This window comes from Lachnospiraceae bacterium GAM79 (assembly GCA_020735665.1).
In the GTDB taxonomy this organism is placed as follows: Bacteria; Bacillota; Clostridia; order Lachnospirales; family Lachnospiraceae; genus Coprococcus.
Window position 1 is genome coordinate 200,154 of the sequence record CP085928.1, and the last position, 23,067, is coordinate 223,220.

The following is a 23,067-nucleotide window of genomic DNA, read 5'->3' on the forward strand; positions in this document are numbered from 1 at the left end:
ATGAGCAAAAGAGAACCAATCAAAACTACAAAAGAAGCAATTATTTCATATTGGGCAAAGCATCAGGACGAATGCGGATTAAGTGTAGACTGGGCTGAAGCGGGTGAAAGATGTTGGAGATGCGGGTGTGAGCGTTCATTGGATCGATGCCACATTATACCGGATTCATTAGGTGGAAAAGATGAACCGGAGAATTTGGTGCTTTTGTGCAAGAGATGCCATGCAGATGGTCCGAATGTTGCAGATCCGGAGATTATGTGGGACTGGATAAGAGCCTATGGGGTTTCGTTTTATGATACATTTTGGGGATGTGAGGGAATGCGCGAATATAAATTTATATATGGGTATAAATTTCGGAGCGCATTAAGATATATTCTGGATCATTCAGAAAATGAGCTGGATGAAAGAAAAATGCAGGAATATATAAGTAAAGAAATCAAGTCCCTTGCAGACAGATCAAGTGTGCATTTTGGACAAAATTACTGGAATACAGCAACATATGCAGGAAATCTTAGAATGATAATTAAGTCATTAGCAGAAAAGCAGGGGATTAACATTAAAGAAATAGATAAAGAACTACAGCAAAATAAATCCTCATGGTGGCTGGAAGCATTTTAGAGAAAGCAGCATAGTTCCTCTAAAGAGTGGGATTTTTCCCTTTTCACCTATTTTATATATTTTACATATGCGACAAACAATGCATAGCTGGAAAAGTCCGTGTAAGTGATGCTTGAAAAATAGTCGCCAGATATCTGCAGGAATGCAGGTGTCTGGCGATTTGCATATGCTGTCAGTTTAAAAATGGTAGTATGACTATACGAAATGTGTTATAATGCAAAAGAAGTAATAAGGGGTGGGTTAGTCTAATAGCCAAATCTGGCAAGAATTACCTAAAGAAATAAATAATCTTATACTTTGCGAATAAAGGACAATTTATATTATATATTGTCGAATAAAAGTAGTGAGGCACAAATGGATACAAGAAAAGAAATGATAGTTATACAGGGTGTAATAAAAACATGCAAGGTAGCATTATGTGAATACAATAGAGAAATGTATTCCTGGAATGTTTGGTATAACGATGGAAGGTTTTCTATATATAGGTATGATGAAGTGGAAAAATTAACAAATCCCAAGGTTTTAAATCCTGTTGAATACCGCATTAGCAGGAATGGTAAGGAATTCTTTAATATAGAAGAAATCTATGTTTTTAATGGTAGAGAAGAGGAATATTGGCATATTTGTTTCAAAAAAGAAATACAAGGCGATTATTTTCGGAGAGATCTTAGCATAGATAAATCCATTTTAAGTCAGGGTAATGAAGCAAATAAATTTGAGTATATGAAGCAGATTGCAGAATTGAGTGATCTCAGAAATAATAGAACAGGTGATAAATTACTGGTAAAGAAATATGAGAAAATATCCTTCATAAGCCCATATGTAGCATTATCCCATTACTTGAATCCGGCTAATTATAAAATAAAAAAGGGAAATTATACTCCAATCTTTCCGTTTGGGTGTAATAACAGTCAGTATACAGCAGTGAAAAAGGCGATGGAGAATCAGATCAGTGTCATTCAGGGACCTCCTGGTACTGGCAAGACTCAGACAATTTTGAACATAATTGCAAATATTTTAATGGATGGAAAAACAGTTCAGATTGTTTCTGGAAATAATTCAGCTACTGAAAATGTATATGAGAAATTGAGTTTTCCAGAGTATAATATGGGATTTATTGCAGCACGATTAGGTAATTCCGAAAATAAAAAACGTTTTATAGAACAACAAAGCATTGACTATCCTGACTTTTCATCATGGAGAGTACATACGGATATTCTTGCGTTACAGAGAAAAATACACGAAGATTCTGTTAAATTAAGGACTGTATTTGATAAACAGGAAAGATTGGCTGCATTAAGACAAGAACTTTCACAGATGCTTATAGAACAGGAATATTTTAATCAATATGTACAGGAAAAGAATATCTATATAGCAAAAATAAAGTTCCGGAAAAAGATATCATCGAAAAAATGGATCGAATTATGGCAGGAGTGGCAGATGGCTGTAGAGGAAAAACAGAAAATCAGTTTATGGATTAAATTGAAGTCATTATTTATGTATGGGATAGGAGATTGGAAATTTTATAAACAGGATATCACAAATGTAATTACAATATTTCAGGTTATGTATTATTATGCAAGAAAAGAAGAATTAACAAGTGAAATATTAGAAATAGAAACCTATTTAAAAAATACGGATCAGAATTTATTAAATAATCTATGTAGTGAATCTATGTTGGTTTTAAAAAATCAGATAGCAAAAAGATATGGAAATAACACGGAACGTAGAATATTTACGGAAGATGATTTATGGAAAAATTCGGAGGAGGTATTAGCGGAATATCCTGTCGTATTGAGTACAACATTTTCAGCCAGAAACAGTCTGAATTCGAAAATAATATATGATTATCTTATTATGGATGAAGCTTCACAGGTTGATATCGCAACAGGAGTATTAGCCCTTTCGTGTGCACGGAATGTTGTAATTGTTGGAGATACGAAGCAGTTGCCTAATGTTGTCCCAAATGATATAAAAAACAGAGCAGATGCTATATTTAATAATTTTAAAATTGATGAGGGATATCGGTATACCAAGAGTTTTTTGCAATCTGTTTTAGAAATTATACCAAATGTTACACAAACGATGTTGCGTGAGCACTACAGGTGTCATCCGAAGATAATTAATTTCTGTAATCAAAAATTTTATCATGGTGAATTGTTAATTATGACAGAGGATCATGGTGAGGAAGATGTGTTGTCAGTTGTTAAAACAGTTGTAGGAAATCATGCGAGAGATCATTATAGTCAGAGACAGATTGATGTTATAAAAAATGAAATTATTCCGCAGCGTAATCTTGATTTACAGAAAACAGGCATTATAACGCCATACAGAAACCAAATGGAAGCATTGTGTAATGAAATTTTAGATACAGATATTGCAACGGTACATAAATTTCAAGGACGGGAAAAGGAGAATATAATAATTTCTACCGTTGATGATGAGATTTCAGATTTTGTTGATGATCCATATTTGCTTAATGTTGCTGTATCGCGAGCAAAAAAGAGACTGATATTAGTGGTAACAGGAAATGAACAAACACGGGAGCGTAACATAACAGATTTGGTTGCTTATATTCAATACAATAATTTTGAAGTTACAGATAGCAAAATTTATTCTATATTTGATTATTTGTACAAGCAATATACAGAAGCAAGAAAGTTATATTTGAAGAATCATCCAAAAGTGTCAAAGTACGATTCTGAAAACTTAATGTATAGTTTAATTGAGGATATTCTTGCTGAAAATAAATATGCAAGTTTGGATGTCGTTTGCCACTTCCCTTTGAATAAACTAATAAGAAGTTCAGAGTTGTTAAGTGATGAAGAAAGGCGATATGTTGCCCAGTCTGGTACGCATGTAGATTTCCTTATATATAGCAGACTTGGTAAAAAGCCGATACTTGCTATCGAAGTCGATGGATATGAATATCATCAGGCAGAATCCAAACAGGCTTTCAGAGATTCAAAGAAAAATCATATATTTGAGTTGTATAAAATTCCATTATTGCGGTTTTGTACAAATGGAAGTGGAGAAAAGCAACAGATTATTGAAAAGTTGGAAGAAGTGATGGGATAGGATTACTTTATCTTCCCCTCCACCTTCTTCATATGTCTTACATATACGATAAACAGTGCACATCCGGTAAATATCCATGAAGCCACATATACATTCAACAGCCAGTCAAATGTTGGCAGCAGGCGGAAGACCGTGCCAAGCCAGATCAGACGGAAAACAACCGTTCCTAAGATGGTGAAGATTGCAGGTTCTACCGATTTGCCCATACCACGGAGAGCGGCACTTTCAACCTCGTAAGTAGTGGTCAGACCTTCCAGTGAGCAGACATGATACATACGGATCAAAGCATAGGCAGCGACTGCTGTACTTTTTGTGTAGATTCCGACGAAAAAGTCACTCCATACGATAAAGATAACTGCGAGAATCTCTGTGAAGACAATGCCAAACAGCATGTTTAACCAGAACACTTTCTTGCAGCGTTTGATGTTTCCTGCGCCATAGTTCTGGCTGGTGAAGGTGACCGTTGCCTGTGCAAATGCATTTGCAATGTCATAGGTAAAATATTCAAAATTAAGCGCAAGAGAAGAACCTGCGATCGCAAATTTGCCAAATGAATTAATACCACTCTGGATAAAAACATTCGAGATCGAGAAAATGGTTCCCTGGATACCGGATGGAATACCGATCTGAAGGATCTTGCGCAGATATGGGCGTACAATCTTCATCCGGTTGAACCGGAATGCAAACTCATCATCTCTGCGGTAAAGATATACCATGACCATAACAGCACTGATAACATTAGAGATTACAGTGGAAATGGCAACACCGGCAACACCCAGATGAAAGCAGATGACGAGGATCAGATTCAGGATGACATTTACGATACCGGAGATGATAAGATAGAACATTGGTCGTCTGGTATCACCGAAGCTTCGCAGAATGGCAGCTCCAAAATTATAAACGGTCATAAACGGAATGCTTAAGAAATAGATGCGGATATATAACAGTGCTTCGGCAAGAACACCGGACGGTGTACCGGATAATTCCAGAATGATCCGGGCAGAGGCAAAGCCGAGGATCATAAGCCCAAGTCCGAGGATTGTGCCAAATGTCAGGATCGTATGTACCATATCGTTGATCTTGTCACGCTGTTTCTGACCGATCAGATTAGCGAGGACGGCATTTGGTCCCACAGCCAGACCGACAATCAGGTTGACAAAGATGCCGACCAGAGCCACACAGCTTCCGACTGCAGCGAGCGCATTATCTCCGGCAAATCTGCCGACAACAGCGACATCTGCGGAGTTGAATAATTGCTGTAAAATGCTGCTGAATGCAAGTGGCAGTGAAAAAAGGATCAGCTTGCCAACTAATCCCCCGTTTAACATATCCATTTCTTTTGACTTTATCGTTTTCATATCTATAATCCCAAAGTAGTATTTTCAAATAAATTTTTTCATACATTAGAAGCAGAATCTATTTAAACACTATCGACAAATGTCGTCAAGATTGGATTATAAAAAATACGTTTTTCTGTAATGTTTTTTAGTTGTGTTGTCATATAAGCGATGGAAGGTGAATAAGGAATTAAAAATACTTTGCAATATAACATTAAATATTATTAATGTGATATTAATGTCAGATTTAACATTTTTTTCAAACGTTGTGATATACTGAAACAGATATTGGCAAAGACACGGTAAAGAAACAGTAAAAATGCTTCATGCATAAGGCAGTGAAATTGGAAATGAGGACGTATGGAGAGTAAGAAAAAATGGATATTTAATATAATTTTTTTGCTTCTGATCTTTGCGGCAACTTTTTATGGTGTGTTTCATGGTAAGGATATGGGGCGGATCATCGAAATAATTAAAACTGTGAACCCGTTTTGGTTGATTCCCGGCGTTATCTGTGTAATAATCTTCATATGGGGAGAATCTATCATTATTCATTATCTGATGCATTCACTTGGTATAAAGGTAAAGAAATGGACCTGCTTTTTATTTTCATCCGTTGGCTTTTTCTTTAGCTGCATTACTCCGTCTGCATCGGGTGGTCAGCCGGCACAGGTTTACTATATGAAGAAAGAAGATATACCGATTCCGATCTCAACGATGGTATTGTTGATCATAACCATTATCTATAAGATGGTACTGGTACTGCTTGGTATTGCATTGGTGATTTTCGGGCAGGGATTTATACATCGGTATTTATCGGATGCAATCTTCTGGTTTTATCTCGGAATGGGATTAAATGTGGTGTGTGTAGCGATTATGGTTGTATTTGCATTTCATCCGAATTTTGCGAAGTCAATTATGATCAAAGGGCATATTTTGTTAGAAAGAATCCATATATTAAAACATAGAAAGTCAAGAGCAAAGAAGCTGGTTCAGTCGATGGATCAGTATCGGGGAGCTGCTGTTTATTTGCAGGAAAATAAAAAGGTGCTGATCGTTGTATTTCTTATTACGATGGTGCAGCGGTTTGCGTTGTTTGCAGCAACCTGGTTCGTATATCTTGCATTTGGATTAAAAGGAACATCAGCGTTTACCGTGATACTTCTTCAGGGCTCAATCGCGGTTGCAGTTGATATGCTGCCGCTTCCGGGCGGAATGGGAATCAGTGAGAAGATATTCCTTGATATCTTCCTTCCGGTATTTGGAAGTATGCTTCTCCTTCCGGGTATGGTATTGTCCCGTGGACTGGGGTATTATACGGAACTGATCCTCAGTGCGATATTTACGATTGTTGCAAATTTTACTATTGGAAGAAAAAAGAAAAGTGTGGTAGAGAAATGTTAGGTGTTTATGATTATACAGTAATTCTTACATATATCAGTCTGATGGTGTCCATCGGTGGTATGTTATTTTCGTTAAATGGCGACTGCCGGATGGCGCTTGTATGTCTGGCAATTTCCGGTTTGTGCGATATGTTTGACGGCAAGGTTGCACGGACAAAGAAAGATCGTACAGAGGTTGAAAAACGATTTGGAATCCAGATCGATTCTCTGGCGGATATTGTCTGCTTTGGAGTTTCACCGGCAATCCTTTGCTACCGCATGGGAATGCGTGGATTGACTGGTGTTGCGATCCTGTTATTCTATGTGCTGGCAGGCCTGATTCGTCTGGCATGGTTCAATGTTTCTGAGGAAGTCAGACAGGATGAGACAGAGGAAAAACGTAAATATTATCAGGGACTTCCGATCACATCTATGGCTGTGCTTCTGCCACTTCTGGCAGTATTTAAGCCGATGCTTGGCAAGCGGGAATTCATGCTCAGCCTTCATGCGTTGGTACTGCTGGTCGGTTTGCTGTTTATTACAAATTTCAAATTCCGTAAACCAAAGAACCGCACACTGGCGATCATCGTTGGCGTTGTAACGTTGGCTGTACTTCGGATGCTCCATATATGGTAGGAGAAGATTGGAGAAAAGAAAATGAGTATCATATATATAGATCGAAAAGGACATAAAAGACAGGGCGAGACCGGTCAGGATTGCCTGCTAGCATTTATCTACGGACATGCAGTGACAAGGTGCCTGATCCGTCCCTTTCTGTCACCGGCAGTATCCCGTATAGGTGGGGCATTTTTGGATACCCGGATTTCCGGACTGGCGGTTCCAGGGTTTGTAAAGAAGAATGGCATTGATCTGTCCTTATATGAGAAACAGACATTTGATTCATATAATGATTTTTTCACCCGAAAGATCAGAGTAGAAGAACGACCGGTTAACCCGGATGCAAATGCGCTGGTCAGCCCAAGTGATGGAAAGGTCAGTGTGTATAAGATCCATGAAAACGGACATTTTCTTATTAAACACACCGAGTATACATTGGAACAGTTGTTGAAAGATAAGAAGCTGGCTAAGCGGTATCTGGACGGATATATCTATGTGATCCGGTTGACGGTAGATGATTATCACAGGTATTGCTATGCAGCAGATGGAAGAAAATCCGAACAGCGTAAGATAGCAGGAATTCTGCATACGGTGAACCCGGTTGCAAATGCTGTCTGTCCGATCTACAAGATGAATTCCAGAGAGTATTGTCTGATAAAGACGGAGCGGTTTGGAACGCTTCTTCAGATGGAAGTCGGGGCATTGATGGTTGGTAAGATCAGTAATAATCAGCAAGGCTTGGGATTTGTTCATAAGGGTGTTGAAAAAGGACGATTTGAATTCGGCGGTTCAACGATCATTCTGCTGACACAGAAGAATGTCGTGATACCGGATCGGGATTTATTGGAACATACCGGATCAGGAATGGAAACACTGGTGAAAATGGGAGAGCAGATCGGACGATCAGCGAACCGTTTGGATGCATAATTGGATATGCAGATATATATCGAAAGAATAGTCAGGTGATCATAAATGAAACCAAGATCAGAAGCAAGTAAAAACCTATATCAGATGATGCTTGACCGGGGCTATCCGGTGGAATTCTGCGAGGTTATAACACAGAATCTGAATACAGATTTTACAGCCGGTCGTATGATCGGCTATTTGTCACATTATCAGACCCTTCCTATGGAGGAGGTCGTAGATGAGATGCTCGCGATCCTCACAGACCGCAACCGCATCATACAGAAAAAAGAACTGGAGCGTAACAACGCCAGGTGGAATGAGTATCTGGCGAATGGCATTCCTAATGACGAGGAGTAATGCCGAGATTTTATCCCTGTTTTAGCCGATTCCGCCTAATGCGATTCCAAGTATTAAAACCAGAATGCAGATAGGGCAATAGATATATTTGCAGATTGGCAGGAATTTGTCGGTTAACTTCTTTTCACGTCCAAGGTTTACCTGCTCCTCTACATATTTCTTACCGCATACCCAGAAGAACATGATTCCGGCAAGTCCTGCACCAAGCGGGCAGATATAGATGGACAGAACATCCATCCAGCCGGATACGATTCCCTGAATACAGATGGATACGATCACGCCGATTCCTGCGATCACACCACAGGATAATTTACGATTTAATCCGAGCTTTTCCTGAATCGTTGCGATCGGAGCTTCGTACAGATTGATCAGTGAGGAAAGTCCAGCAAAGAATACTGCAACAAAGAAGATCATGGCGATGATATGTCCGCCCGGCATAGATTTGAACAGGGCAGGCAGATAGATGAACATAAGTCCGGGACCACCCTGGTCTAACTGCGCACCGGTCGTTGCCATAACCGGAATGATAACGAGGGCGGCAAGTAACGCAGCGATCGTATCAAATAAAGCAACCTGTCCGGCAGCTTCCGGTATATTTTCTTCGTCCGGCAGATAAGAGCCATAGATCAGTGTCCCATTTCCGGCAACAGACAGGGAGAAAAATGCCTGGCCAAGTGCGTAGATCCATGTCTTTGGATCGGCGAGAACCTTTGGCTCGATCCGGAAGATATATTTATATCCTTCGGCAGCACCCGGCTGGCAGGCGGTATAGATCGCAAGAATGATAAACAGGATAAAGAACAGAGGCATCAGGATCTTATTTGCCTTTTCGATTCCGTTTCCGATACCAAACATCAGAATGATAATGCCGACAGCGAGTGCAATGATCTGCCACAGGTTATTGCCGAATGCAGAAGCGGTTGAGCCAAATGCGGCACCAAAGGATTCTACATTTTCCGGTGCAAGTGTTGAACCAGTAAATGCACCGATCATATATTTTAAGATCCAGCCCATTACGACAGTATAGCCGATCGCCATGGCAAGCGCGCCGAGTACCGGTATAAATCCAAGAATTTCGCCAAGCTTTCGTTTGCCCTTTGTTCCACAGGCATAGCCGAAAGCGTCGACCGGGCCGGATTTGGTAGCACGTCCGAAACTCATTTCGCCGATCACACCGGTGAATCCGATCAGGATAACGAATATGAAGTAAGGGATCAGATAAGAGCCTCCGCCATAGAGGGATACTCTGGTTGGGAACATCCAGATATTACCCATGCCGACCGCTGAGCCGATACAGGCGAGGACAAATCCCCATTTGTTGTTGAATGATTCACGTTTTTTCATCTTTTGATAACTCCTCCAAACAAATTACATACCCATATACTATACAGGAAAATGTGGGATTACGCCAGCAAACTTTTCGAAAGTTTTCGCAATGCGGCAGAAAAGAATGTTGTTATTGTCATATTACCGTAGAATTTATATAATAGGGGCATCCGAGAAAAGTATAAGGGGAGGTATGTTATGAACTGGCCAATTTGGGTTATAATAGGTTTTGCTGTAGCGGGTATATTAGTTGGATGGCTGCAGGCAAAGGTTAAAGGAATAATCGGGGAAAAGAAAGTATCGGTGGTTTTAGCGACATTACCAGATAGTGATTATATTATTTTAAATGATGTGATGCTGCCGACAGAAAAGGGAAGTACTCAGATTGATCATATTGTTGTTTCTTTATATGGAATTTTTGTAATTGAGACGAAGAATTATAAAGGATGGATTACAGGAAGTCCATATGCTGAGCAATGGACAAAAAATATGTATGGTAAAAAATATAAATTTTATAATCCAATACGACAGAATTATGGTCATATAAAAAATTTGAGCACAATATTGGGATTGTCGGAAGAAAAATTTATATCCATTGTTGCTTTTTCAGCAAATTCAACAATAAAAGTAAAAAGTAGAGATTATGTGGTTCATATCTTACAGGTGAAAAAGGTTATTAAATCATATAAAGAACCTGTTTTTACACAAGATGAAATCAAACAGTTGGCGGATCGAATAAAGACAATTAATGAAGCATCTAGCGACCTGAGAGTTGGACATGTTAAGAGAATTAAGGAAGCGCAGAATATCAGAAAAAATAATAAGGAAGTTCAGCGGATCTGTCCTAAATGTGGCGGAAAAATAGTATATAAAAGAGGAAAATATGGTAAATTTTTGGGATGCACGAATTATCCCAACTGCAGATATACAAAAGAGATGAAATGACAGGAGGAAATACATGAAGATAAGAGATATTATAGGGCAGGAGAAAGCAACATTGTCATTTGAGGTTTTTCCGCCGAAGAAGGATACAGATTTTGCAAGTGTGGAAGCTGCGGCACTTGGAATTGCGGCATTGCGGCCGAGTTATATGAGTGTTACATATGGAGCGGGTGGCAGCACAAAAGGACATACGATCAAGCTTGCAAATGAGATTCAAGAAAAATACGGAGTTCCGACGATTGCGCATCTGACCTGCGTATGCGCAAATAAAGATAGCATCCGGACAGCACTTTCTGAAATGAAAAATGCAGGGATTGAAAATATCCTGGCACTTCGTGGGGATATTCCAAAGAATTATGATGGACAGGTATTTACTGATTTTGCCCACGCATCGGAGCTGGTAAAATTAATAAAAGAGAGCGGAGACTTCTGTGTGGGCGGAGCTTGTTATCCGGAGGTTCATCCGGATTCTGCAAACAAACAGGATGATATTGCAAACCTGAAAAAGAAAGTGGAAGCGGGATGTGAATATCTGACTACACAGATGTTTTTTGATAACAATATTTTCTTTAATTTCATGTATCGTATCAGAGAAGCAGGGATTACTGTGCCGGTGATTCCGGGAATCATGCCGATCACGAAACGGGTTCAGGTGAAAAATGCCGTCAAATTATCCGGCTGCAACGTGCCGGAACGTTTCAAGAATATTGTTGACCGGTTTGGAGATACCGAAGCTGCAATGAAGCAGGCAGGTATCGCTTATGCGACTGATCAGATCATAGATCTTCTGGCAAATGGCGTAAAGCACATTCATGTATATTCCATGAACAAGCCGGAGGTGGCAGCAGGAATTCAGGCAAATCTGTCTGATATTTTGCCGGTTTAAAAGATGTACGATTTTTTGTGCATATAAAACTGTAATATAAAGCCATAAACGGATTGACTGTATAAAAAATACAGGAAATTCAAAGAAAATCGGAACTTTATAGGGCAGAACAAATGTACAGGAGGTCGGCATTATGATAAAAGGATATTTTGTAACGGAAGGTTATATGGGATATGTAGATGGAAGATACCAGCTTTTTGCGGATGAAACAGATTATATTGAATACATGGAAGAATAGTGAATGATGGCATTCCAATGATATTTGCCCCATGCCAGTATTCATCTATTATAAATGGCTCGCTGTGGTTTCTATTCCATGCACATGCCTGATTCGTAAATGCTCCTGTGCAAACTCGCCCTTTGGGCTCAAACAAGCACCCACATTTACTGGCAATGTGCATGTCATAACGAAATCCTCGCTGATGCCATGTTATAATAAATGAATATTGGCATCAGACAAATTATTCATTGGAATGCCATTTTTACATTGTTTATAAATATATAATTGTTTTATGCGAATACTAATAGTAACATGTGTAGTATATGAAAATAATAAGAATATAATTTTGAATCTGGTGAGTGCAAGATTGTAAAATTGAGAAAACAGGAAAGGATGATGATTATAGATGTGTACAGCAGCGACGTATAAAACGAAGGATTTTTATTTTGGCAGAACATTAGATTATGAATTTTCTTACGGGGATGAGATTACGGTGACACCGAGAAAGTTCCCGTTTGAGTTTCGTCATATGGGAAAGAGGGATTCTCATTATGCGATCATTGGCATGGCGCATGTGGCAGGTGAATATCCGCTTTATTATGATGCGATCAATGAAAAGGGTGTCGGTATGGCGGGACTTAATTTTGTTGGAAATGCAGTTTATCAGGCAGTAGAAGCTGGTAGGGATAATGTTGCGCAGTTTGAATTCATCCCGTGGATACTTGGACAGTGTGCGGATCTGGACGAGGTACGGGCATTGCTTGACCGGATGAATCTGGTCGGAACACCTTTCAGCGAACAGCTTCCATCGGCACAGTTACACTGGATCATAGCAGATCGAAATGCTGCGATCACAGTTGAGTGTATGGCGGATGGAATGCATATACATGAGAATCCGGTCGGAGTTCTCACGAACAATCCACCATTTGAGACACAGATGTTTTTATTGAATAATTATCAGGGCTTATCTCCGAAGCAGCCGGAAAATACTTTCGCAGAGCAGCTGCAGTTACAGTCTTACAGCAGGGGCATGGGTGCACTTGGTTTGCCGGGTGATCTGTCGTCAGCGTCACGATTTGCAAAGGTCGCATTTACAAAAATGAATTCAAAATCTGGCGACAGCGAGGCGGAGAGTATCAGCCAGTTCTTCCATATTCTTGGATCGGTTGATCAGCAGCGTGGATGCTGTGAAGTGACAGATGGCAAGTATGAGATCACGCTCTACACCTCCTGCTGTAATGCAGATAAAGGAATCTATTATTATACAACATACGAAAACCACCAGATCACAGGTGTGGATATGCACCATTGTGATCTGGATGGTTCCGAGCTTTTTAGATATCCACTGGTTCAGGGAGAACAGATCCACTGGATGAATTGACACACCTATTTGGCAGAATGTAAAATGGTGGGAGAAAAAATGTTATAGAGGCATTGCGAGGTGAAAACACAGAATGAATTATTATATCAGTGATCTGCATTTCTGCTGTGCCAGCCAGCTCGCAGGCAGCGGAAGCGGATATGACGAAAGAGAATATAAGACACTGGAAGAAATGCATGCCGATATGCTTGCCAGATGGAACCGGAAGGTGACAAACGGAGATACGGTCTATATCCTCGGCGACATCAGTAAGCGGGGAAAAAGTGAAGAATTGATCGCATTGGTTGCGCAGTTAAAAGGACATAAGATCCTTGTGCATGGGAACCATGATGATTTGTCAGATTACAGGCTCCGGCAGTTATTTGAGGAGGTTTGTAATTACAAAGAGATTACAGACAACATTCGAGGAAATGCATATAAGCTGGTGCTTTGTCATTATCCGATCCTGTTCTGGAATGGTCAGCATAGAGGGAATATTCTGTTGTATGGGCATACACACCGATCCCCGGAGGATGTGTTTTTTCAGGACTGCATAAAGCGGCTGAATGAACGCAAGGATCTTCATGAGGAAGACCAGGATTTCCTGGCGATCAATGTCGGTTGTATGCAGCCTTATATGAATTATGAGCCACAGTCATTGAAGGAACTGTTAGAAGCAAGAGGGATTGAGATTCCGGAAAAAAAGAAAAAAGGAAGGTAATTTCAGATGAAAAGTACATTAATTAAAGACACAACAAAATCAGAACGAATTGCACTTGTAAAACAGTGGGAGGAAGAAGAAGGCTGTGAGAATTCCGGTATGAATTTGATGGAATATTTCAGAGATTACATTGACGGCAAGAAAGAAATTGCAGAAGTAAATGCTGCATTTCGCACAAATTATGTAGTAGAAACACCGGAGACAGAAGAAAAGCCTATGTGTGGTATGGGCGGAAGAAGATTTTAAGTATATAATTATTATTCTTATTAAAATGATCGGAACGGCAAAAAAATGAAAAGTTGCCGCTCCGGTCATTGATAGAGATAAAATACAAAAACGCAACAGGATGGAATGAGTTTATGCAGAATGTATATAAGCAGATCGCGGACAATCTGATCGTGTGGTATCCGGAGCATGCCAGAGATCTTCCATGGAGAAAAGATAAAGAACCGTATCATGTATGGTTGTCGGAGATCATGCTGCAGCAGACGAGAGTGGAAGCAGTAAAAGAATATTACAGAACGTTTTTGCAGGAGCTTCCGACGATCGAGGCGCTGGCAGAGGTAGATGATGACCGCCTGATGAAACTTTGGGAAGGGCTTGGATATTATAACCGTGCAAGAAATCTGAAAAAGGCAGCAGGAGAAGTGGTGATAGAATGGCAGGGAAACTTCCCTGCAGAATACAATGAGATTCTGAGTCTGCCGGGAATCGGAGAATATACGGCGGGAGCGATCGGCTCGATCTGCTTTGATCTGCCAACTCCTGCGGTGGACGGAAATGTTCTCCGGGTATATACCAGAGTGATGGAAGATCCGTCAAATATCGACAAGCAGGCAGTAAAGAAGAAAATCCGGGAGGAACTTCTGCAGGTGTACCGGTATGGACATTGCGATATGCTGACACAGAGTCTGATGGAGGTTGGAGCAACAATCTGTCTGCCAAATGGTGCGCCAAAATGTGAGGTGTGTCCACTACAGGAATTGTGTAAAGCTCATAAGCATGATTCCTGGCAGCAGTATCCGGTTCGTGAAGCAAAGAAGAAACGGAAAGTGGAAGAAAAAGCGGTGCTGATGCTTCGGTATGAAGATAAGGTTGCGATACGGAAGCGGACAGAGAAAGGGTTGTTACATGGATTGTGGGAATTCCCGAATCTTCCTGGAAGCTACAGCACACAGGAGATCCTTTCGTATGTAACGTCAAAAAATCTCCACCCAAAAGAAATCTGGATGGAGACAACATATACACATATTTTTTCCCATGTAGAATGGCATATGAAAGCCTTTTATATGGAATGTATGGAACAGCAGGCGAAAGATCTTCGTTGGGTTACATTAGAAGAGCTGAAGCAGGAGATTGCGATTCCGTCAGCATTTGCACCGTTTAAAGATCTTTTAAATTCCGGTGCCTGATGACCGGGCGTTAATAAAATCCAGAAGCAAACGTTTTACCTGAGTATATTTCTTTTCCGGGATTGGGATTACAAAGCCATCGGACATTGTAAGTTTAAAACGTTCAATTGATGATGCGAAATCAGGATTGATCAAATAACTCTGGTGGCAACGCAGGAAATAATCCGGGAAGCGTTTTTCCAGAGAAAGCAGACTTTCTGTAATCTCGTAAGAATTGGAGGTTGTATGGATATTGGAGTGTCTGCCATGGGATTCTATGTACAGGATCTGATTCCGATTCAGAAAAAGCAGAGATTTATCTGTACCCTTAAACGACAAACGTTCCGAGCGGGATACGCCGGCAAGCGGCATTCCGCGGAATTTGGAATCGTAATGCACCGGATAGATGGTATCTCGTTCATCGTAAGAGATAGCATTTGAGATATGGCAGAGCCGAATCTGAGGAACTCCGTTGTTCATGATCCAGGACAGATGAATCCTCTGATTAACCCGATTCATGCTGTTATCAGGCCATATCGTATCAACCATAAAGAACATAATGATCTCAACTACCCGGTTGCTGGTCGTAGCAAGAGGGGTAATAACCAGATCATGAAGAACAAATTTTAATTCGTGCTGTTCAGACAGAAATGCGTTAACCAACGCTTTTTTTGTGCGGATCACCTGTTTTTCGGCAGGACCGATCCACAGAACATCTTCATGGCATGCATCGAGAAATGGTGTAATGTTGTTGTCATAATATTGTGTCAATACCTCACCGGAAAGAGAAACAAAATCCTGAATTGTCATGGGAAGCTCCTTTCTTTTTTTATATTTTAATCAGAACAATATAAAAATACAACCCGCAAATTGGACAGTGCGTGTATATATGATTGGATAAGAAAAGGTAAAAAAGATAAAAATAAATGAAATAAATGGCAAATACTATCCGTTTGGTTAGTGTACAAAAAGTGGTGCAGGGTGATATAATTTGACTATGATCGACAATAGATCAGTGCATTTGGGAATTTAGTATAAAGAAAAGAGCGTGAGACCGATGTGGGGATATCGGTGATGACCGGCAGATTAGGGACTGCCGGTTTTTCCTTTTTATACAGCATGATTTTTCAAAAAGTGATTTGTGAAGTAACATCCGATTAAGCGATAATTAATTCTCAATATAATAGAAACAGAATTGACATATACCCCTGTGGGGTATATATTAAATGCGACATAATGAATACGAAAGAAGGAATTGAGATGATAAAGACAACTTTAAAAATTGATGGAATGATGTGTGGTATGTGTGAAGCCCACATGAATGATGTGATCCGTAAGAATTTCAAGGTAAAAAAGGTAACTTCTTCTGCCAAGAGCGGGGAAACGGTGATCATCAGCGAGGACAATATCGATACCGAGGCTGCAAAGAAGGCAATCAAGGATATCGGTTATGAGATGCTTTCCGCAACCAGTGAGCCATATGAGAAAAAGGGCTTATTCCATTTTGGCAAGTAGCAAAAATATCGCCATCAAAATAAACTGTTTATAAGCAGTATAACATTAGACAGATATATCCACTCTGAAAATATCAATGCATTTTCTATTCGATACACATAATTCTTTTCCGGGTGGATATATTTGTCTAATGATTAAATGCATGCGTACAGGCAGTTTATTTTGATTGCGAAGTTTTTTGTAAATTTCAAAATGTATATAAAGATAGAATTTTGTCGAAAGAGATAGTATAATCAGGCTAACGCTTTTGATAGGAGATATGGAAATGTTAGTATGTGATTATATTGTAAAACAGATTGATGGAGAATATGCGCATCTGCAGAATCTGGATGGTTCCGAAGAAGATAAGCTGGTTGCAAGAGCCTTGCTGCCGAATGGGATCGCAGAGGGAACGAAGCTGCACTACGAGCTGTTACAGTATGAGATTATACAGTAAGCAGAGCTGGAGGAGAGCATAAGAATATGAACTGGAATCGAAAAGAACTGAGAAAAGGCGCGTGGAACACGGTGTTTAAGCGTGGAACGATGGCGTGGCTTGCACTGGTTGCAGTCTGCTTCATCTTTGCATTTTTAGGTGTCGATGAATTTGCACAGTCGACATTTGTAAATGGGATTGACAAGGCAATCGGACTGGATACTTCGCATGTAGCAAGTAACGTGGAAATCTTAAAAGACTATGCCGTAAATACACCGATTGTAAAGGATGTTCCGTTTATACATTCGGATTTTGTGATCGGACTGATCGATGTTGCTTCCAAGAGTCAGACATGGATCATTAAGCTGTTAGGCGCAAATGCCGCCTATCTGGAACGTAATGCCGGAGAAGTGATCATTGCACTTCTGTTATCCGCATTTATTATGATGATCGTGCATTTCTTCATTCAGAGTGCAGCTATCGTTGGAAAGAATCGGTATGCGATGGAGTGCCGGTACAGTGATAAAGTATCGATCAACCGTATGTTTGCACCATTTCATTTTAAACATTTATTGAGATTGATCTGGACAATGTTCGTATATAAGGTGGTTCTGTTTTTATGGAATCTTACGATCGTCGGTGGTATATACAAATTCTATCAGTACCGGATGATCCCGTATCTTGTTGCGGAGAATCAGACACTTAGCTGGAAAGAGGCAAAAGCTTTATCCAAAGAAATGACAAATGGATACAAATGGAAGATGTTCGTAACAGATCTGTCATGTATTCCTGTTATGCTGTTAAAGCTTGTTCCGATTGCCGGTCTGTTAGTAGCAGTACCGTTTGATGTAGAGATCGACGTGGAGATGTATTTTCATCTTAGAAAGAGAATTGACAGTGAAGCATTTGTTGAGCGTGCATTTGACGGAGCACCATACTGTAAAGGTATAGAAACTGCTGTGCCGGTATATCTCTTGCAGGATGCAGCAGTAGAAGTACCAAAGGGAATCAAAATCAAGAGTGAATACCGGCTGACAGATTTCATCTTTTTCTTCTTCTCATTCTGTTTTGTCGGCTGGGTGTGGGAGGTTATGCTCCACATCGTCAGGGATCATGAGCTCGTAAACCGTGGAACAATGTATGGACCGTGGCTTCCGATCTATGGTGTCGGGGGTGTCGTTATTATCTTCCTGTTAGACCGGTTTAAGGCAGATAAATTGAAATTATTCTTGATGTCTATGGGTATCTGTGGCGTGCTCGAATATATCGCAAGCTGGATCCTGGATTTCTTCTTTAATTCCCACTACTGGAATTATAAGAAATTCTTCATGAATTTAAATGGAAGGATCTGTCTGGTCGGCTTACTTGCATTTGGCATCGGAAGTCTGTTCGGTGTCTATATCGCGGCGCCGAAGCTCAGCCGCTTTATGCATAAGAAGAGCCGGAAAACACAGATCCTGATCTGCGCTGTCTTAAGCACAGCCTTTATCATCGACCTGATCTGTTGTGCGTTATTTGGCTTCAATGCCGGATCCGGCGTAGGTGGAACCTATAACTAAGGAAACGAATCCCCTCCGACAGATGATTATATATGTAACATTTCACCTGTATTTCTTATATGGTAGTCAGGTGTTTTCTAACTATGACATTAGCGTATTTTCGTTATGAGGTTTGCACTGGCTATCAGCATCAAGCCCATGTCTGAGTCCGTAAGGACGAGTTTGGGCGACTGCTGATAAATAAGCGTGCGAACCGAATAGAAAATAAAGCAAGTCATAGTAGAAAAATGACTAACTGCCATATAAGAAATACAGATAAAACCACATACATATTATCATCTGCCGGAGGGGTTTCTATGTTAGTGATTCTGGTCCCGCCAGTTTTTTGGGGAGACACCATATATATTTTTAAAAGCTCTTGAGAAATGCAGTTGGTTTGGATAGCCGACTGCATTTCCTATATCTGCAATTGACAATTTAGTCATTTTCAGCAGCTCTGTTGCTTTGGACATCCGATAATTTATCAGGAATTCCTGTGGCGTTTTGCCAATGGAATCATGAAATATCTTTCCCAGATAGCTGCGGTTGATGCCGCAACAGGCAGCTATATCTTCGATAGAGATGTCATAAGGAAAATTCTGCTCTACGAAGTTTATCGCTTCTTTTATATAGTAATCGCTCATTTTACCGGTTTTTATCATCTGGGTAGAGGCGGTGGAACGGGTGAGTGCATCCAGAAAAAGGTAGGAATGACCGATCAGGTGAAATGGCGGTTCGTTTGGGTGATTGGCAATATAGAGCATTTCGTTCATCATGATTTCCCGGTATTCCTTTGAGGTAGCATGATAGATGGGCTGGTCTTTTGAAAAACCGGCAATGTCCAGTGCTTCTTTTACCCGTAATCCATCAAATTCCAGCCAGGTATATTCCCATGGGTTTGTCTCATCTGCGATATAGGTGCTGATCTGTCCCGGATACAGAAGAAAGCCCTGTCCGCTTTTGATCGAATAATTTCTAGTCTCTCCTTTTTTGTCCTGTGCCATTAAAAGTCCGGTTCCGGAGATGACATAATGAAACAGATAGTGGGTTCTGGCAGCTGGACCGAACTGATGGGCCGGTGTACAGCGTTCCCATCCGTACTGATATAGTCCGAGATCTATAAATTTCTCATTTGGAAATATAGAAAAAAGGTATTCATGCATAAAAAAACCTCCCAAAATTAGAACAAATACATAATATAAACTCTACTGTTTTCTACTATATACCAAAATGCTAGATGAATGCAATAGTGAGACAAAAATAATGTATTTTGGTATAAAAATGGAATTATTACGATATTTTAACAAGCATTATGATATGTTAGAATGAAAATAACTTAAAAAAGCATATTATAAAAGAAGGGAGAAATGTATTTATGCTAAAAGGGAAAAAACTATTATTTGTACTTACAATGATGACTGGTTTCTGCTTACTGGCGGGGTGTGGCAAGAATAATAAAGACGGAAAAACAGTGATCGAACTGGTACAGTACAAGCCGGAAGCAACCTCTTATTTTGAAGAAGTTGAGGAACGGTTTAATGCCAGTCATGATGATATTGAATTGAAGATCAGTTCTCCGAACGATGCAATGACGGTGTTGAAGACCAGATTTGTTCGCGAAGATAATCCGGATATCATTGGTATTGGTGGTGACATCAATTATTCGAATTTTATTGATGCCGATATGTTGATGGATATTTCTGATTTTGATGGACTGGCAGATATAAAGGAAAATTATCTGACAATCTGTGAGAATCTGAAATTTATTCCAACAGAAGGAACATACAGTGTTCCATATGTGGCAAATGCTGCCGGTATCCTGTACAACCGGGATATGTTTGAGGAGCATGGCTGGAAGATCCCGGAAACATGGGATGAGCTTCTTGCATTATGTGATGAGATTAAAGCAGAAGGAATTCTTCCGTTTTATATGGGATACAAGGATACATGGACCTGTCTTTCTCCATGGAACAGTGCAGTAGCTTCATTGACATCTTCGACCGTATGTAAGGATGTTAATAAGGGAGAAACGACATTTTCCGATCAGTATGTTCAGGTTGCGGAAGAAATGAAAACCTTGCTTCAGTATGGAGAAGCCAATCCGGTTGCATATTCTTATAATGATGCTTGTACAGCATTTGCAAAAGGTGAGTCAGCAATGTATATGATCGGAAGCTATGCTGTACCACAGATCCAGTCAGTAAATCCGGATATCAATATTGATTCATTTGTATTCCCGGCTTCTAACAATAAGGATGACATGGTTCTGACATCCGGTGTAGACCTTCAGTTCTGCGTGATGGAAGACTGTCCGAATAAGGAAGCAGCCTATGAAGTCCTCCGTTTCCTGTTAGAGGATGAAAATGTACAGGACTATATAGACAATCAGAACGCAGTACCTTGTAAGAAAGGTGATTTCAAGCTTGCATCTATGTTAGACGGTATGCGGGAATATCTGGACAACGGAATCGTGACTGATTATCAGGATCATTTTTATCCATCTGAGATGGCAGTAGATGCATTGATTCAGACTTATCTGTTAGATGGAGATACAGAAGCGTTTTTGAAGAAATTTGATACGGAATGGAAACGGTACAATCGTGACCTGATCATAAAGGTTCGCAAATATGAGCAGGAGCATTCCGGAGAGGAGGAATAGAAATGGATACAAAAAAGACAGAAGATATGAAGTTTGCTAAAAAGAAAAAGAAAATGTCCGGGAAATCCAGAACATTTATGTTGATCACAATTCCTATCGTAGCATTGTTCTTTACATTCAACACATTGCCTTTGATTCAGGGTGCGATTTACAGCTTTACCAATTTCCGTGGGTATGGCAGCTATGAGTGGGTTGGTTTTCGAAACTATATTGATCTTTTTCATGATGCCAGAGTTGGTTCATCCTATCTGTTTACATTTAAGCTGGCTATAGTAACAACGATCATCGTAAATGCTGTCAGCCTGATCCTTGCGATGGCATTAAACAGCAAGATTCGTTTTAAGAGCGGTCTTCGTGGACTGTATTTCCTGCCAAATATCTTAGGCGGTCTGGTTGTTGGTTATATTTTTAACTATTTCTTTACTTATATTCTGCCACAGATTGCAATCATGCTCGGTTTTGAGGGAAACAGTATGCTGGCAAGTTCTAAAACGGCCTGGCTTGCGATCGCGGTAGTATGTGCATGGCAGTCGATCGCGATGAATACGATCATTTATATATCCGGTCTTCAGACAGTTCCGGAAGATGTATACGAAGCAGGATCTTTAGATGGTGCAACCGGATTTGCAAAATTCCGTTATCTGACATTCCCACTGATCCTTCCGTTTTTTACAATTAATGTAGTCCTTTGTATGAAGAACTTCCTGATGGTATTTGACCAGATCATGTCGTTGACAAAGGGTGGCCCTGCGCAGAGCACAGAATCCATTTCCTACCTGATCTACAACAATGGTATGAGTGGCGGACAGTTTGGATTCCAGAGTGCAAATGCAGTCGTGTTCTTTATAGTAATCGTAGTGATATCTGTATTACAGATGCGTTTCCTGGGTAAGAAGGAGGAACAGTTATGAAAAAATCGCAGAGACAGATCAGAAAAGAATATAAAGAAAAGGGGATTAAGACAGGAAAAGAACGATATAATATCGGGGTTACGATTCTGTTGATCCTTGGTCTTGTAACCATCCTGTTCCCATTATATATGACGGTTATGATCGCATTTAAGCAGCCGTCTGAGATGACAAATGATATCCATGGAATCTTATCTCTTCCACAGCACTGGAGTCTGAGTAATTTTAAGGAAGCTATGGAGGTAACAGATTTCTGGCATTCTCTCGGTAACAGTTTATTTATCACACTGGCAACTATCGCATTATCGATCGTAATACATTCCCTGATCGGTTATGTACTTGGACGAAGCAAGAAAAAGAATCGGATCTATAATGGAATTTATCTTTATCTTGTCAGTGGTATGTTCGTGCCATTTGCTATTTTGATGATGCCGCTTGTAAAACAGACAGCAAAAATGGGACTGGCAAATATGATTGGTGTGGTATTACTTTATACAGTATTTTATCTTCCGATGAACACAATGTTATATGCCGGATATCTGAATAATCTTCCGCTTGAACTGGAAGAGGCAGCTTGTGTTGACGGAGCCACTACATGGACGACTTACTGGAAGATCATCTTCCCGAATATGAAACCAATGCATGCAACGGTTGCGATCCTTACAGCCCTTGGCACATGGAATGACGTTATGACACCGCTTGTAATTATGTCCGGTGATCAGAATACACTTCCGCTTGCGCAGCTGAATTTCCAGACTCAGTTTGGAACAAATTACAATCTGGCCTTTGCATCTTATCTGTTAGCGTTACTTCCGATTCTGATCTTCTATATTATTTGTCAGAAACAGATCATATCAGGTGTGGCAAACGGAGCAGTAAAATAAAAGGAG

The 23,067-nt window shown here is 40.2% G+C and carries 22 protein-coding genes; 18 read left to right on the top strand and 4 right to left on the bottom strand.

The genetic code is table 11. The features are described 5' to 3' along the window. Complete coding sequence (locus LK416_00905) at positions 1–618, top strand: HNH endonuclease (GenBank protein UEA74768.1); 618 nt, start codon at positions 1–3, stop codon at positions 616–618. A gap of 354 nt (positions 619–972) precedes the next feature. After that, positions 973–3,696: an AAA domain-containing protein gene (locus LK416_00910; protein ID UEA74769.1), complete on the top strand. Its 2,724-nt coding sequence runs from the start codon at positions 973–975 to the stop codon at positions 3,694–3,696. A 2-nt stretch (positions 3,697–3,698) separates the two neighbouring features. Here the strand turns inward: LK416_00910 and LK416_00915 are convergent, their stop codons facing one another. Then, positions 3,699–5,054, bottom strand: a complete 1,356-nt coding sequence (locus LK416_00915) for an MATE family efflux transporter (protein UEA74770.1) — start codon at positions 5,052–5,054, stop codon at positions 3,699–3,701. A gap of 339 nt (positions 5,055–5,393) precedes the next feature. Here LK416_00915 and LK416_00920 point away from each other — a divergent pair, with 339 nt between their 5' ends. From LK416_00920 to LK416_00935, 4 genes are read left to right on the top strand one after another with little or no spacing between them, the layout of a single operon-like run. Then, a complete protein-coding gene (locus LK416_00920; protein UEA74771.1) occupies positions 5,394–6,437 on the top strand; it encodes a flippase-like domain-containing protein in 1,044 nt (347 codons plus the stop codon). Continuing rightward, positions 6,431–7,051 (top strand): CDP-alcohol phosphatidyltransferase family protein, encoded by a 621-nt coding sequence (locus LK416_00925; GenBank protein ID UEA74772.1) that lies wholly within the window; start codon positions 6,431–6,433, stop codon positions 7,049–7,051. The genes LK416_00920 and LK416_00925 overlap by 7 nt, the downstream gene beginning before the upstream one ends. Before the next feature lie 21 nt (positions 7,052–7,072). Then, positions 7,073–7,960 (top strand): phosphatidylserine decarboxylase, encoded by an 888-nt coding sequence (locus LK416_00930; GenBank protein ID UEA74773.1) that lies wholly within the window; start codon positions 7,073–7,075, stop codon positions 7,958–7,960. Between the two features lie 45 nt (positions 7,961–8,005). Continuing rightward, entirely contained in the window at positions 8,006–8,296 is a 291-nt protein-coding gene (locus LK416_00935; GenBank protein UEA74774.1) for a hypothetical protein, read from the top strand. Positions 8,297–8,317: 21 nt separating this feature from the next. On the opposite strand, the gene LK416_00940 is transcribed toward LK416_00935, so the two are convergent. Next, positions 8,318–9,640, bottom strand: a complete 1,323-nt coding sequence (locus tag LK416_00940; GenBank protein UEA74775.1) for a sodium-dependent transporter — start codon at positions 9,638–9,640, stop codon at positions 8,318–8,320. A gap of 180 nt (positions 9,641–9,820) precedes the next feature. Here LK416_00940 and LK416_00945 point away from each other — a divergent pair, with 180 nt between their 5' ends. The 6 genes from LK416_00945 to mutY all read left to right on the top strand — a co-directional run bounded on the left by LK416_00945 (position 9,821) and on the right by mutY (position 15,163). Further along, positions 9,821–10,567 (top strand): NERD domain-containing protein, encoded by a 747-nt coding sequence (locus tag LK416_00945; protein ID UEA74776.1) that lies wholly within the window; start codon positions 9,821–9,823, stop codon positions 10,565–10,567. A gap of 13 nt (positions 10,568–10,580) precedes the next feature. After that, positions 10,581–11,450 (top strand): methylenetetrahydrofolate reductase [NAD(P)H], encoded by an 870-nt coding sequence (metF, locus tag LK416_00950; protein ID UEA74777.1) that lies wholly within the window; start codon positions 10,581–10,583, stop codon positions 11,448–11,450. Positions 11,451–12,076: 626 nt separating this feature from the next. After that, on the top strand, positions 12,077–13,051 hold the full coding sequence (gene bsh, locus LK416_00955) for a choloylglycine hydrolase (GenBank protein ID UEA74778.1): 975 nt from the start codon (positions 12,077–12,079) through the stop codon (positions 13,049–13,051). 73 nt (positions 13,052–13,124) lie between these two features. After that, positions 13,125–13,751 carry a metallophosphoesterase family protein gene (locus tag LK416_00960; protein ID UEA74779.1) on the top strand — a complete coding sequence of 209 codons (627 nt, stop codon included), beginning with the start codon at positions 13,125–13,127 and terminating at the stop codon, positions 13,749–13,751. A gap of 6 nt (positions 13,752–13,757) precedes the next feature. Further along, positions 13,758–13,997 (top strand): hypothetical protein, encoded by a 240-nt coding sequence (locus tag LK416_00965; GenBank protein ID UEA74780.1) that lies wholly within the window; start codon positions 13,758–13,760, stop codon positions 13,995–13,997. A 113-nt stretch (positions 13,998–14,110) separates the two neighbouring features. Next, positions 14,111–15,163 (top strand): A/G-specific adenine glycosylase, encoded by a 1,053-nt coding sequence (mutY, locus tag LK416_00970; protein UEA74781.1) that lies wholly within the window; start codon positions 14,111–14,113, stop codon positions 15,161–15,163. Here the strand turns inward: mutY and LK416_00975 are convergent. After that, a complete protein-coding gene (locus LK416_00975; GenBank protein ID UEA74782.1) occupies positions 15,146–15,952 on the bottom strand; it encodes a LytTR family transcriptional regulator DNA-binding domain-containing protein in 807 nt (268 codons plus the stop codon). The genes mutY and LK416_00975 overlap by 18 nt on opposite strands. Positions 15,953–16,402: 450 nt before the next feature. On the opposite strand from LK416_00975, the gene LK416_00980 reads away from it, so the two are divergent. From LK416_00980 to LK416_00990, 3 genes are all read left to right on the top strand, one after another. After that, positions 16,403–16,657, top strand: a complete 255-nt coding sequence (locus LK416_00980) for a heavy-metal-associated domain-containing protein (protein UEA74783.1) — start codon at positions 16,403–16,405, stop codon at positions 16,655–16,657. Positions 16,658–16,922: 265 nt separating this feature from the next. Continuing rightward, positions 16,923–17,093: a chorismate--pyruvate lyase gene (locus tag LK416_00985; protein UEA74784.1), complete on the top strand. Its 171-nt coding sequence runs from the start codon at positions 16,923–16,925 to the stop codon at positions 17,091–17,093. Between the two features lie 26 nt (positions 17,094–17,119). After that, on the top strand, positions 17,120–18,631 hold the full coding sequence (locus tag LK416_00990; GenBank protein UEA74785.1) for a DUF975 family protein: 1,512 nt from the start codon (positions 17,120–17,122) through the stop codon (positions 18,629–18,631). 299 nt (positions 18,632–18,930) lie between these two features. Here LK416_00990 and LK416_00995 read toward each other — a convergent pair whose 3' ends face one another. Beyond that, complete coding sequence (locus LK416_00995) at positions 18,931–19,773, bottom strand: AraC family transcriptional regulator (GenBank protein UEA74786.1); 843 nt, start codon at positions 19,771–19,773, stop codon at positions 18,931–18,933. A gap of 212 nt (positions 19,774–19,985) precedes the next feature. Between LK416_00995 and LK416_01000 the strand changes: the two genes are divergently transcribed. From LK416_01000 to LK416_01010, 3 genes are read left to right on the top strand one after another with little or no spacing between them, the layout of a single operon-like run. Next, positions 19,986–21,269 carry an extracellular solute-binding protein gene (locus tag LK416_01000; protein UEA74787.1) on the top strand — a complete coding sequence of 428 codons (1,284 nt, stop codon included), beginning with the start codon at positions 19,986–19,988 and terminating at the stop codon, positions 21,267–21,269. A 2-nt stretch (positions 21,270–21,271) separates the two neighbouring features. After that, positions 21,272–22,180, top strand: coding sequence for a sugar ABC transporter permease (locus LK416_01005; protein ID UEA74788.1), 909 nt, complete (start codon positions 21,272–21,274; stop codon positions 22,178–22,180). Next, positions 22,177–23,061 (top strand): carbohydrate ABC transporter permease, encoded by an 885-nt coding sequence (locus tag LK416_01010; GenBank protein ID UEA74789.1) that lies wholly within the window; start codon positions 22,177–22,179, stop codon positions 23,059–23,061. Before LK416_01005 ends, LK416_01010 begins: the two co-directional genes overlap by 4 nt. Positions 23,062–23,067 lie beyond the last annotated feature (6 nt).